Source organism: Staphylococcus chromogenes, assembly GCF_029024625.1.
GTDB classification, from domain to species: Bacteria; Bacillota; Bacilli; order Staphylococcales; family Staphylococcaceae; genus Staphylococcus; species Staphylococcus chromogenes.
The window spans coordinates 1053005-1065756 of the sequence record NZ_CP118953.1; the positions used below are offsets into that span (position 1 = coordinate 1053005).

12 protein-coding genes, 1 riboswitch and 1 other annotated feature are annotated in these 12752 nt (G+C 35.5%); all 12 genes read left to right on the forward strand.

Annotation, left to right across the window (positions count from 1 at the left end):
• Positions 1–216: 216 nt before the first annotated feature.
• The 12 genes from PYW36_RS05140 to tig all read left to right on the forward strand — a co-directional run bounded on the left by PYW36_RS05140 (position 217) and on the right by tig (position 12653).
• Positions 217–1227, forward strand: a complete 1011-nt coding sequence (locus PYW36_RS05140) for a glyceraldehyde-3-phosphate dehydrogenase (RefSeq protein WP_037574312.1) — start codon at positions 217–219, stop codon at positions 1225–1227.
• Between the two features lie 132 nt (positions 1228–1359).
• On the forward strand, positions 1360–1827 hold the full coding sequence (nrdR, locus tag PYW36_RS05145) for a transcriptional regulator NrdR (protein ID WP_037574309.1): 468 nt from the start codon (positions 1360–1362) through the stop codon (positions 1825–1827).
• Positions 1805–3190, forward strand: a complete 1386-nt coding sequence (locus PYW36_RS05150; protein WP_084276024.1) for a replicative helicase loading/DNA remodeling protein DnaB — start codon at positions 1805–1807, stop codon at positions 3188–3190. Before nrdR ends, PYW36_RS05150 begins: the two co-directional genes overlap by 23 nt.
• Positions 3187–4110, forward strand: coding sequence for a primosomal protein DnaI (gene dnaI / locus PYW36_RS05155; RefSeq protein ID WP_103159060.1), 924 nt, complete (start codon positions 3187–3189; stop codon positions 4108–4110). The genes PYW36_RS05150 and dnaI overlap by 4 nt, the downstream gene beginning before the upstream one ends.
• Positions 4111–4413: 303 nt before the next feature.
• Complete coding sequence (gene thrS / locus PYW36_RS05160; protein ID WP_037574303.1) at positions 4414–6351, forward strand: threonine--tRNA ligase; 1938 nt, start codon at positions 4414–4416, stop codon at positions 6349–6351.
• A gap of 51 nt (positions 6352–6402) precedes the next feature.
• Positions 6403–6577, forward strand: a riboswitch (Lysine riboswitch).
• Positions 6578–6683: 106 nt separating this feature from the next.
• Positions 6684–8192, forward strand: a complete 1509-nt coding sequence (locus tag PYW36_RS05165) for an amino acid permease (RefSeq protein WP_103159059.1) — start codon at positions 6684–6686, stop codon at positions 8190–8192.
• Between the two features lie 41 nt (positions 8193–8233).
• Positions 8234–8368, forward strand: a sequence feature (ribosomal protein L20 leader region).
• 25 nt (positions 8369–8393) lie between these two features.
• On the forward strand, positions 8394–8921 hold the full coding sequence (infC, locus tag PYW36_RS05170) for a translation initiation factor IF-3 (protein ID WP_037574628.1): 528 nt from the start codon (positions 8394–8396) through the stop codon (positions 8919–8921).
• 26 nt (positions 8922–8947) lie between these two features.
• Complete coding sequence (gene rpmI / locus PYW36_RS05175) at positions 8948–9148, forward strand: 50S ribosomal protein L35 (RefSeq protein ID WP_014613694.1); 201 nt, start codon at positions 8948–8950, stop codon at positions 9146–9148.
• A 54-nt stretch (positions 9149–9202) separates the two neighbouring features.
• Positions 9203–9559 carry a 50S ribosomal protein L20 gene (rplT, locus tag PYW36_RS05180; RefSeq protein ID WP_037574297.1) on the forward strand — a complete coding sequence of 119 codons (357 nt, stop codon included), beginning with the start codon at positions 9203–9205 and terminating at the stop codon, positions 9557–9559.
• 151 nt (positions 9560–9710) lie between these two features.
• Positions 9711–10322, forward strand: a complete 612-nt coding sequence (locus PYW36_RS05185; RefSeq protein WP_037574294.1) for an NUDIX domain-containing protein — start codon at positions 9711–9713, stop codon at positions 10320–10322.
• A gap of 9 nt (positions 10323–10331) precedes the next feature.
• Positions 10332–11255 (forward strand): hypothetical protein, encoded by a 924-nt coding sequence (locus tag PYW36_RS05190; RefSeq protein ID WP_103159058.1) that lies wholly within the window; start codon positions 10332–10334, stop codon positions 11253–11255.
• A gap of 84 nt (positions 11256–11339) precedes the next feature.
• Positions 11340–12653 carry a trigger factor gene (gene tig, locus PYW36_RS05195; protein WP_103159057.1) on the forward strand — a complete coding sequence of 438 codons (1314 nt, stop codon included), beginning with the start codon at positions 11340–11342 and terminating at the stop codon, positions 12651–12653.
• Positions 12654–12752: the final 99 nt, after the last annotated feature.

Below are 12752 nucleotides of genomic sequence, written 5' to 3' on the forward strand. Positions count from 1 at the left end.
CACAGTGTAAAAATTGTGAGGTATTTTTATGTATATATATGGATTAAATATTACCTGTAATTATGCTATGTAAACCTATGGATGTTGAAAAAGGAGTGAAAGTAGAGATATTGCCATTAAATCGTAAAATTTTCCGTCGTAAACGGTTTCATTTTTGCATAATTATGATATACTCTTAAATATAAGTATAACACATTAACAAGGAGTGCTTTTTTCATGACGACAAAGATTGCGATTAACGGTTTAGGCCGTATCGGACGTATGGTATTAAGAATTGCTTTAAATAGAGAGGACATAGAAGTAGTTGCAATTAATGCGAGCTATCCGCCAGAAACGATTGCACATCTTATCAAATACGACACAACGCATGGACGTTTTAATAAAGAAGTACAACCTACTGAAAATGGAATTATCGTAGAGGGTAAAACGATAAAATTAGTTTCTGACCGTAACCCAGAAAATTTACCATGGAAAGACTTAGGAATTGATGTAGTCATTGAAGCTACAGGGAAATTCAATCATGGTGACAAGGCAGATGCACATATTAAAGCCGGAGCTAAAAAAGTCTTACTTACAGGTCCTTCAAAAGGTGGACATGTTCAAACCATCGTTAAAGGGGTAAATGATCAAGATTTGAATGTTGATGAGTACGATATTTTCAGTAATGCTTCATGTACAACAAACTGTTTAGCGCCGGTTGCTAAAGTATTAAATGACAAATTCGGTATTGAAAACGGCCTTATGACGACTGTTCATGCAGTAACAAATGATCAAAATAATTTAGATAATCCACATAAAGACTTACGACGTGCGCGTGCAGCATTTGAAAGTATTATTCCTACATCTACGGGTGCTGCTAAAGCTTTAGCACTTGTTTTACCTGAATTAGAAGGAAAATTACACGGTATGGCATTACGTGTTCCTACAAAAAACGTTTCATTAGTTGATTTAGTCGTTGATTTGAAACAATCTGTAACGAAAGAAGAAGTAAATCAATTATTTAGAGACAATAATCTAAATGGTGTCATCGATATCGTGGATGAACCTCTCGTTTCTGATGACTTTAATACTGATAGTCATTCGGCAATCATCGATGCGCAATCTACAATCGTTATGGGAGATAAAAAAGTAAAAGTTCTCGCTTGGTATGATAACGAATGGGCATATTCAACTCGTGTTGTAGATGTCTTACAACAAATTGCAGAGGCAATTAAAGTAACAGCATAATTAAAAATATGTAAAACTCCTCAAAAAGAGTCAAGGTGTGCTTTGCGCCTTGGCTCTTTTGAACGTTGCACTTTGGTTATTAAAACAGTTTGTAGTATAATGAAACAAAAATATTGAAGAAGGTGAAAAGTTGTGAAATGCCCAAAATGCCAAAATACGCAATCTCGCGTGATTGATTCAAGACATGTGGATGACCTAAATGCTATTAGACGAAGACGTGAATGTGAGCATTGTGGGACTCGTTTCACTACTTTTGAACATATAGAGATGAGTCCGCTCATTGTTGTAAAAAAAGATGGCACAAGAGAACAGTTTAACCGTGAAAAAATATTAAATGGCTTAGTGCGTTCATGCGAAAAACGACCTGTTCGTTTTCAACAGTTAGAGGATATTACGAACCAAGTTGAATGGCGACTTAGAGATTCAGGGATGGCGGAAATTTCCTCGAGAGCTATCGGAGAATATGTCATGGATCTTTTGATAAACGTCGATCAAGTGTCATACGTACGATTTGCATCAGTTTATCGTGAGTTTAAAGATGTGGATCAGTTATTAACATCAATGCAAGGCATCATCAATGAAAATAAGCGGAGTGAATAAAATGGTTTCCATGTTTGATAGTCAATTAAATGCACATGACGGATTTAAAGTTATTCGTCCTTTCCATTACCATCGCCTCCATCAAGAAGTGTTGAATCGTTTGTTTATTCCACTTATTGGTGCTGAAGCGGTAAGTTATTATTTATATTTAGAACAATTTCATCAACAGCCTCTTGAATCCAATTTAACTCATTATACGGTGATGTCTGAACTGAAAATCAATTTATTGAAGTTTCGAAAAAACCTAGATCTATTGGAAGGCATTGGTCTTTTAAAAACCTACGTCCGTCATTCGCAACAAACGACAGAATTTATATATGAACTTGTGCCACCGCCTTCACCATCTGGTTTCTTCAATGATCCTATGCTATCTATTTATTTTTATCAGGTTGTGGGGCAGGCCCGCTATCATGAAATAAAACGCTTTTTTATACCTCAACAAAAAGATTTAACCGGTTATACAGAGGTTACCAAAAAATTCACCGATGTTTTTAAAGTTCCTCAACAATCCAATCATTTACGGGACCAAAAACTGATTGAATCACGATATGAAGGTGTAGATTTATCAGACGTCACGTTTGATTTTGATTTGTTAAAAGATATGTTGCAAACGCATTATGTAAGTGACGAAGTGATTTCTGAACCTAACAAAACAACGATTATCCAATTAGCCACTTTATATCGTTTATCGCCCGATGTGATGAAAACAGTGATTTTAAAATCGTTAAATAGTGACCAAAGTATATCTATTTCCACTTTACGAAAGACAGCGCAAGAATATTACCTCATAGAAAACCAACAAGAATTGCCATCTTTAACTGAGTCAAATACCGATCACTCGCAAAATGAAGATGAAAATATTGAAGCAGTGGAAGTAACGAATTGGGAAGAGTGGTATGAGGTAATGGACAATACGAGTCCAATAGTAATGCTGACTTCATGGGGAGGCTCAGAACCTACGCCTCAACAAAAAGCGATGATTGAAGATTTATTGAATAGAGAACAATTGAGCTTTGGGGCAATTAATGTGTTATTACAATATGTGATGCTTTCAAAAGACCAAAATTTACCTAAAAATTATGTGCTTTCAGTCGCATCAAGTTGGAAAAAAAATGGTGTCACTGATGCTAAATCTGCACATGCTTTAGCTGAAAAAATCAAAGAGAAGCAATCACGTTCGTACTCAAACTATAAATCACAACGTCCTCAAGAACAATTACAGTCAAAAGAAAAAACGCCTCGTTGGCTCACACATCCAGACGAATTTAAATTACAGGATGAGGATCAAGAAAGTTTACAAAAAGATAAAGATGCATTTCTAAATAAACTAAAAAATAAAAAGCGGGCAGGTGAGAAAGAATGAAATCGTTTGGGAGCATTATTGGTTCAAATGAAGCATTTGAAAAAAGAATCGCTAAAATCAAACGCGACGTGTTACAAGATCCAGATGTCAAAAAATTTTTAGAGGCACATCAAAGTGAATTAACAAATCGTATGATTGATGAAGATTTGAATATTTTACAAGAATATAAAGATCAACAAAAAAACTATGACGATCATCATACTTATGAAAACTGTCCTAATTTTGTTAAGGGTCATATCCCCGAACTCTATATTGAAAACGAGCGAATTAAAATCAAATATATTCCGTGTCCATGTAAAATCAAACATGATGAAGCTAAGTTTTATAGTAATATGATTACTTCATTTCATATGCATCCAGATACATTGAACGCCAAAATCAAAGACATATATATGAATCGTCGGAATCGCCTAGAATTGGCAATGCAATTAGACGAGATGATTGATCAGATTATCGCAAAACAACCCACAAAAGGATTATATCTTTATGGTGAATTCGGAACGGGCAAATCCTTCATTTTAGGAGCGATTGCCAATGAATTAAAAAGCAACCGTGTGCCTTCCACTATCATATATGTTCCAGAATTTATACGTACACTTAAAAATGGCTTTAAAGATGGTTCAACTGACCGAAGAGTTAAAGAAGTTCGAGAAGCAAGGGTATTATTTTTAGATGATATTGGAGCTGAAGAAATTTCTCCATGGGTTAGAGATGAGGTGCTTGGACCTATTTTACATTATCGTATGATACAAGAATTACCCACATTTTTTAGCTCGAATTTAAATCTCGATGAACTTGAACACCATTTGTCTGTAACGCGTGGGGGGACAGAAATGACAAAAGCTGCGCGAATCATGGAACGGGTTAAAACGCTCGCTCAACCCTATCGACTCGAAGGAGAAAATTATAGAAAGCGTTGATATTTTTAAGAAAAGCGTTATAATGTAATTAACTAAATGAACGACTAAAAGTATGAGGATTCGATAAAATACCTCCTATTATCCAGAGAGCTACCGTTGGTGAGAGTGTAGTTTTTAGTGTATTTTATTACTCCCTCTATTTTGGCACTTGTAATGAGTGCACGGCTCAAGACCGTTATCTTATGTAGAGTTTGTATGTTTATTTAACATACTTTTCTAGGGTGGTACCACGATTGACCTCGTCCCTGTTCTGGGATGAGGTCTTTTTGTTTTTAGTCGTTATTTAATTTAAGGAGGATGCATATGGCTGAGATAAGTATACGCTTTCCAGATGGAAATGAAAAAAGTTTTGAAAAGGGAATAACTACTGAAGAAATCGCACAATCTATCAGTCCTGGTTTACGTAAAAAAGCAGTAGCAGGTAAATTCAATCAACAATTAGTAGATTTAACACGTCCACTAGAAGAAAATGGCGACATTGAAATTATTACACCAGGGAGCGACGAAGCACTAGAGGTATTACGTCACTCAACAGCACATTTAATGGCACAGGCCATCAAACGCTTATATGGTGATGTAAAATTTGGCGTAGGCCCAGTTATTGATGGTGGTTTTTACTACGATTTTGATATGGAAGAAAAAGTGTCGAGTGATGACTTTGAAAAAATAGAAAAAACAATGAAACAAATTGTTAATGAAAATCATCCCATCGAACGTCGTGTGGTTTCACGTGAAGAGGCGAAATCATTTTTTAGTGAAGATCCATATAAACTCGAATTGATTGATGCGATTCCTGAAGATGAAAGTGTAACGCTATACTCACAAGGAGAATTCACTGATTTATGTCGTGGCGTGCATGTGCCATCTACGTCTAAAATTAAAGAATTTAAATTGCTATCTACAGCAGGGGCGTATTGGCGTGGTGACAGTAATAATAAAATGTTACAGCGTATCTATGGTACAGCATTTTTTGATAAAAAAGACTTAAAAGCACATCTTAAAATGTTAGAAGAACGTAAAGAACGTGACCATAGACGTATTGGTAAGGATTTAGAACTCTTTACGAACAATCAATTAGTAGGGGCAGGCTTACCGCTTTGGTTACCAAATGGCGCGACAATTCGACGAGAAATTGAACGCTATATCGTCGATAAAGAAGTGAGTCTCGGTTATGATCATGTATATACACCTGTCATGGCAAATGTAAATTTATATAAAACATCTGGACATTGGGATCATTACCAAGATGATATGTTCCCTGTCATGCAATTAGATGAAGATGAAGCAATGGTGCTTCGTCCAATGAATTGCCCACATCATATGATGATATATGCAAATAAGCCACATTCTTATCGTGAACTTCCAATTCGTATCGCTGAACTAGGTACAATGCACCGCTATGAAGCGAGTGGGGCTGTATCAGGGTTACAACGTGTGCGTGGAATGACTTTAAATGATGCTCACATTTTTGTTCGTCCAGATCAAATTAAAGATGAATTTAAACGTGTTGTAAACATGATTATCGATGTATACAAAGATTTCGGGTTTGAAGATTACCGCTTCCGTTTAAGCTATCGTGATCCTGAAGATAAAGAGAAATATTTTGATGATGATGACATGTGGAACAAAGCAGAAGCGATGTTAAAAGAAGCTGTAGACGAATTAGGTTTAAGTTATGAAGAAGAAACAGGTGAAGCTGCGTTTTATGGTCCAAAACTCGACGTACAAGTGAAGACAGCAATGGGTAAAGAAGAAACCTTATCTACGGCTCAACTTGACTTTTTATTACCGGAGCGATTTGATTTATCTTACATTGGTCAAGATGGTGAACAACATCGTCCAGTCGTTATTCATCGTGGCGTCGTTTCGACAATGGAACGTTTCGTTGCCTTCTTAACTGAAGAAACAAAAGGCGCTTTCCCTACATGGTTAGCTCCTCAACAAGTTGAAATCATTCCTGTTAATGTGGACCTACATTATGATTATGCGAAACAAATTCAAGATGAACTTAAATCCCAAGGTGTTCGTGTGAATATTGATGATCGTAATGAAAAGATGGGATACAAAATTCGTGAAGCTCAAATGAAGAAAATTCCTTACCAACTTGTTGTTGGTGATAAAGAAGTAGAAAATAATGAAGTGAACGTTCGTAAATATGGTTCTCAAGATCAAGAAACAGTTGAAAAAGATGATTTTATTTGGAATTTAGTAGACGAAATTCGCTTGAAAAAACATAGATAACTTGTCAATCTTTTGTGATTAAGTTATAGTAGTTATTAATAAATGAATATGAATTTAGTTAGAGGTTGCGTCTTTAAAAAGTCGTTTGTCAGAAGTCGAATGGGACATATGTTGCACAAATAAAAGGTAAAGACGCCGAAGTGAAAGGTGAACCATCAACATCTTTTGCTGGGCTAGTATTCGAACAGAAGCTAGACTGTCACAATAGTGGTGTGCTATCTATGTTATACATGAAACAAAGGTTGCATTCTCAATGTAACCTTTGTTTTTTTAAGAGAGTAATGACTTAAATTGTAACACCTACCTCTAGGTAAAAGGGAAAGGATAATGATATGAGTCAGGTTCATTCGGAAAAAGAAAACACAGTCCAAAGACAACTTAAAGATCGTCATATATCAATGATTGCGATAGGAGGGGCGATTGGCACAGGTTTGTTTATGACATCTGGGGGTGCCATTGGTGATGCAGGCCCATTGGGGGCATTATTAGGCTATGCCATTATTGGTATTATGGTATTTTTCTTAATGACTTCATTAGGTGAAATGGCAACGTACCTTCCAGTTTCAGGTTCTTTTAGTACATATGCGACACGTTTTGTGGATCCCTCATTAGGGTTTGCGCTTGGTTGGAACTATTGGTTCAATTGGGTGATTACTGTAGCTGCTGACGTGACCATTGCTGCACAAGTCATCCAATATTGGGCGCCTTTACAGTTTTTACCTGCATGGGCATGGAGTTGCCTATTTATGGTCATCATTTTTAGTTTGAACGCCTTATCTGTAAAAGTATACGGTGAAAGTGAATATTGGTTTGCCTTCATAAAAGTAGCAACTGTCATTATTTTTATCATTGTAGGTCTTTTAACAATACTCGGAATTATGGGTGGTTCAGCTGTAGGATTTGATACTTTCACAAAAGGAGATGCCCCTATTTTAGGCGATAATATAGGGAGTAGTTTACTCGCTATTTTTGGTGTCTTCCTTATTGCAGGTTTCTCATTCCAAGGAACAGAACTTGTGGGTATCACAGCAGGTGAATCTGAAAACCCGCAACGTGCAGTCCCTAAAGCGATTAAACAAGTGTTTTGGCGTATCTTACTATTTTATATTTTTGCCATTTTCATTATTGGAATGTTGATTCCTTATGATAGTCCAGCATTAATGGGTGGCGGAGATGATATTGCGACATCTCCATTTACATTAGTATTTAAAAATGCTGGTTTGGCTTTTGCGGCCTCATTTATGAACGCGGTTATATTAACTTCTGTATTATCTGCTGGAAATTCTGGGATGTATGCAAGTACGAGAATGTTATATTCCATGAGTAAAGATGGCTTAGCGGCGAGAATTTTTGGTAATACGAACAAAAATGGAACGCCAATTATTTCTATGATTGCAACGGCTGCTATCGTCATAATTATTTTTATTGTGCAACAAGTGAGCGGTAATGCTTACGAGTATATTGTTGCAGCAAGTGGCTTAACAGGATTTATCGCTTGGGTAGGGATTGCAATCAGTCATTACCGCTTTAGAAAAGCCTTTGATGCTCAAAACTATGATAAAGACAAATTGGTTTATAAAGCAAAACTCTTCCCATTCGGTCCTATTTTGGCAGGCGTTTTATGTGTCATTGTAATTATCGGTCAAGATGTAGATTTAATACAAAGTGGTCATTTTGATTTTAATCGATTTATCATTACGTATATGGGAATACCTGTATTTTTAGGCTTTTTCATTTATCATAAGTTAAGATATAAAACGAAATTGATTCCTTTAAAAGAAGTGAATCTTGATCCATCAGTTACAACAAAAGAAAAAAACTTCCAAAAACATGTTGACTAATTCGAATTAACTTGGTATAGTTAGTTCTGTTGATTACGAAACGGACCAAGTAGAAGCACCCGCTTCTCACCTGTAGCGACGCATAAAGCAGTTGGCAGGTAAACGATAACATGTGAAAGAAGTTCATGTGAATTTAGAAGCGGGGACATAGACTGTCCTCGCTTCTTTTTTGTACTTGGACCATTCGTAAAACTAATGGAGGTGTCAACCATAGCTAAGGATCAAACGCAAGTAAATGAAAAGATTCGTGCAAGAGAATTACGTCTTATCGGTCAAAATGGTGACCAAATTGGTGTCAAAACCAAAAATGAAGCATTAGAAATGGCAGATCGTCTAGGTTTAGATGTTGTTGTTGTTGCACCTAATGCTAAGCCACCTGTTGCTCGTATAATGGACTATGGTAAGTACAAATTTGAGCAACAAAAGAAAGAAAAAGAAATGAAAAAGAAACAAAAAATCATCAATGTTAAAGAGATTCGTTTAAGTCCAACAATTGAAGAACATGACTTCAATACAAAACTTAAAAATGGTCGCAAATTTTTATCTAAAGGTGATAAAGTTAAAGTTTCAATTCGTTTCAGAGGGCGTGCCATTACACATAAAGAAATCGGACAACGTGTTTTAGAAAAGTTCGCAGATGAATGTAAAGATGTTGCTACTGTGGAACAGAAGCCTAAAATGGAAGGCCGTCAAATGTTTCTTATGTTAGCCCCAATTAACGAAAAATAAACAACGATTAATAGGAGGAACTCACTATGCCTAAAATGAAAACTCATCGCGGAGCAGCGAAACGTGTTAAAAGAACTGGATCTGGTCAATTAAAACGTTCTAGAGCTTACACTTCTCACTTATTCGCAAACAAATCTACAAAACAAAAACGTCAATTACGTAAAGCATCATTAGTTTCTAAAAGCGATGCAAAACGTGTAAAACAATTATTAACATACGTTAAATAAGATATTTTAAATGGTATGAGCTGCATACCCCAGAGATAAAAGGAGGAATTTATTATGCCACGTGTTAAAGGTGGAACAGTAACAAGAGCGCGTCGTAAAAAAACGATTAAATTAGCAAAAGGTTACTTTGGTTCAAAAAGTACATTATATAAAGTAGCAAAACAACAAGTTATGAAATCAGGTCAATATTCATTCCGTGACCGTCGTCAAAGAAAACGTGATTTCCGTAAATTATGGATTACACGTATCAACGCTGCTGCACGTCAACATGACATGAGCTATTCTCGTTTAATGAACGGCTTAAAAGTAGCTGGTATCGATATTAACCGTAAAATGTTATCTGAAATTGCTATTTCAGACGACAAAGCTTTCGCTGAATTAGTTAACAAAGCAAAAGACGCTTTAAAATAATAATGACAATTAAACGCTTTTCACAGTGAAGAAGAATTCTTTATGTGAAAAGCGTTTTTGTACATAGTGTGAGTAAGTCATACATAAAAATTCTTTCAGCTTAAGGGTTTCTTTGATACCATTAAGAAAACATGTTAAAAAGGAGAAAATGATGTCTAAATTTGATGAGCAAATTACTGTAGTAAAACGTCAAACACTTTTTGATGATGAAAAAAATGCATTCAATGGCTTCATTGCAAAACATAACCCTAAAAGTACAGAAATTTTCGAAGCCTTAAATGAATATGAGATAAAACGTCGAGGTGATATGGAAGAGGATCCTTCTTATAAGCAATTGATTTCTTATTGTTTGCTAGAAAATGAACTAGGGGAAATTCTAGTTTATGAACGTTTGTCAGGAGGGGGAGAAGCACGTTTACACGGACAAAGTTCTATTGGTGTGGGAGGACATATGAATGACGTTCCTCACGCTCAAAACATCTCATCGTTAATTACAGTGAATGCGAGTCGTGAACTTGAAGAAGAAGTGGGTCTCGTGGTGACTGACGCGAATGCATTAGAGCATATAGGATTTATTAATGATGACTCAAATGAAGTAGGGCAAGTGCACATTGGTGTTGTGTTTAAAATAAAAGTCAATTCGAATAAAATAGAGGCAAAAGAGACGGACACTTTAAAAATAGAATGGAAATCTTTAGATAAAATAAATGATTTTAACGAATTTGAATCATGGAGTGCTCTAATTTTAAAAGAAATGAAATAGGTGATCATGATGAGTGATATTATCCCGTTTCCTAAAAGAAGAGAGAAAATAGAACATGATATCGACACTTATTTTGAACAAGAGCAATTTGAAAAGGTTTATGATTTATTTATAGAATATGAGAAACATTATGAATTAACACCTTCTCTTGCGATAAAAAAATGTCAAACTTTGTGGGAAGTGCAAGCTTACTTAGAACTTAAAGAAGAAGCGAACATACTTATGATACAAGGATATCAACCTTATGACACATTGATGATTTTTTACGTAAAAAGCTTGTTTCAATTACAGCAATATCGTGCAGTGGTCGATGTCATTGAGCAAGTAATTGATGAAGTCAAAGAGCATCAGACGCGATTGATTTTTCTACCTATCAAAGATGAAGCAAACGCTAAGCTCAACCAACGTTACGACTTTATGCAACATCAATTACAGAAATTTGTTCAACTCTCAACACAAGAGCAAGCAAAACTCATTTTAGATTTAATTGATGATCAAGCCTATCAATTTACAGAAACATTGGCATTTTATTTGAATTATGAAGCATTAAATTATCGGATTATCACATTAATTCTTGAATATTTAACATTTGCTCGTTATAATCAAACCGTTCGAATTGAAAAATTTGAAAATGAAATTGAAGTTAATCCATTTTCGTTACCGGGTGTTTCACACACGGACTTTAAAAATACGCTCATGCCTCGTGTCGTCGACAAATTAGAAAAAGATATGCCATCGTTAGTAAAAGAAGCGTACGTCCACTTAAATACGCATAATATTGCATTATATCCAATCGAACTTTCAACAATTGCATCTATTGAAGATTGGATAGAAGGTTATCACATCTATTTTAAATCGCTTATAGGTGAACCAATAGATTCTGAGCAAAACTATAGCGAAGTGGTGGATTTTATTAAAATGTTAAATACATAGGCGCTTGGGTTTATCCCCTTGCCAACCTATGCTATAATAAAGAAGTTGAAAAATTTTAATAGGATATCATGGAGGTTTATACACATGACAGCAACTTGGGAAAAGAAAGAAGGCAATGAAGGGTTATTACAAGTAACTGTTCCTGCTGAAGAAGTAGATAAAGCATTAGATCAAGCTTTTAAAAAAGTAGTAAAACAAATTAACGTACCTGGTTTCCGTAAAGGGAAAGTACCACGTCCAATTTTTGAACAACGTTTTGGCGTTGAAGCTTTATACCAAGACGCAGTAGATATTTTACTACCTAAAGCATATAGTAATGCTGTAGAAGAAGCAGGTATCAGCCCTGTTGATCAACCTGAAATTGAAGTCACTCAAATTGAAAAAGGGAAAGAATTTAAATTCGACGCAACAGTGACTGTTGAACCTGAAGTTGAATTAGGTGACTATAAAGGTTTAGAAATTGAAAAACAAGATACGGAATTAACAGACGAAGAGGTTGAAACAACAATCAACCAACGTCTAGAAGCTATGGCTGATATGGTCATCAAAGAAGATGGTAAAGTCGAAGAAGGCGATACTGTCAACCTTGACTTTGATGGTTATGTTGATGGCGAACAATTCGAAGGCGGCCAAGCTGATGGTTACGACTTAGAAATCGGTTCTGGTATGTTCATTCCTGGTTTCGAAGAACAACTTGTTGGTTTAAAAGTCGGCGAGGAAAAAGATGTTGAAGTCACATTCCCAGAAGAATACCACGCTGAAGAATTAGCAGGTAAACCAGCAACATTCAAAACAAAAATTAATGAAATCAAAACTAAAGAAGTTCCTGAATTAGACGATGAACTTGCAAACGAGTTAGATTCAGAAGCAAACACTGTAGATGAATACAAAGAAAACTTACGTAAACAACTTGCAGAATCAAAAGCGACTGAAGCTGAAAATGTTCAAAAAGAAGAAGCAATTACTAAAGCAACAGATAACGCTAAAGTAGATATTCCAGATGCAATGATTAAAACTGAAGAAGATCGTATGCTTCAAGAATTTGCGCAACGTTTACAACAACAAGGATTAAATCTTGAAACATATTTCCAAATCTCAGGTCAATCTGAAGAAGATTTACGCGGTCAAATGAAAGAAGACGCAGAACAACGTGTGAAAACGAACTTAACATTAGCTGCGATTGCAGATGCAGAAAACATTGAGGCATCTGATGAAGATGTTGAAAAAGAACTTGAAACCATGAGTTCACAATTTGGTATTTCTGTTGATGATATTAAGGCTACATTAGGAAATACGGATATTGTTAAAAATGATGTTCGTGTTAAAAAAGTCATCGATTTATTAGTCAATGAAGCTAAATTCGTGGAAGCAACGCAAAAAGAAGACGACGAAAAATAAGTCTTACAATTCGCTAATAAATCCAATAGCAATTAAATAAATGAAAGTTGCGGGGTGAGTGATTGAAGCCAAGTTATGCACAAGGGTTTCACACTCACT

What these genes read in the sequence shown, in the direction of transcription:
- PYW36_RS05140 (WP_037574312.1), top strand. Translation starts at nt 217, where the DNA reads ATGACGACAAAGATTGCGATTAACGGTTTAGGCCGTATCGGACGTATG.
- PYW36_RS05150 (WP_084276024.1), top strand. Translation starts at nt 1,805, where the DNA reads ATGAAAATAAGCGGAGTGAATAAAATGGTTTCCATGTTTGATAGTCAA.
- dnaI (WP_103159060.1), top strand. Translation starts at nt 3,187, where the DNA reads ATGAAATCGTTTGGGAGCATTATTGGTTCAAATGAAGCATTTGAAAAA.
- thrS (WP_037574303.1), top strand. Translation starts at nt 4,414, where the DNA reads ATGGCTGAGATAAGTATACGCTTTCCAGATGGAAATGAAAAAAGTTTT.
- PYW36_RS05165 (WP_103159059.1), top strand. Translation starts at nt 6,684, where the DNA reads ATGAGTCAGGTTCATTCGGAAAAAGAAAACACAGTCCAAAGACAACTT.
- rpmI (WP_014613694.1), top strand. Translation starts at nt 8,948, where the DNA reads ATGCCTAAAATGAAAACTCATCGCGGAGCAGCGAAACGTGTTAAAAGA.
- rplT (WP_037574297.1), top strand. Translation starts at nt 9,203, where the DNA reads ATGCCACGTGTTAAAGGTGGAACAGTAACAAGAGCGCGTCGTAAAAAA.
- PYW36_RS05185 (WP_037574294.1), top strand. Translation starts at nt 9,711, where the DNA reads ATGTCTAAATTTGATGAGCAAATTACTGTAGTAAAACGTCAAACACTT.
- PYW36_RS05190 (WP_103159058.1), top strand. Translation starts at nt 10,332, where the DNA reads ATGAGTGATATTATCCCGTTTCCTAAAAGAAGAGAGAAAATAGAACAT.
- tig (WP_103159057.1), top strand. Translation starts at nt 11,340, where the DNA reads ATGACAGCAACTTGGGAAAAGAAAGAAGGCAATGAAGGGTTATTACAA.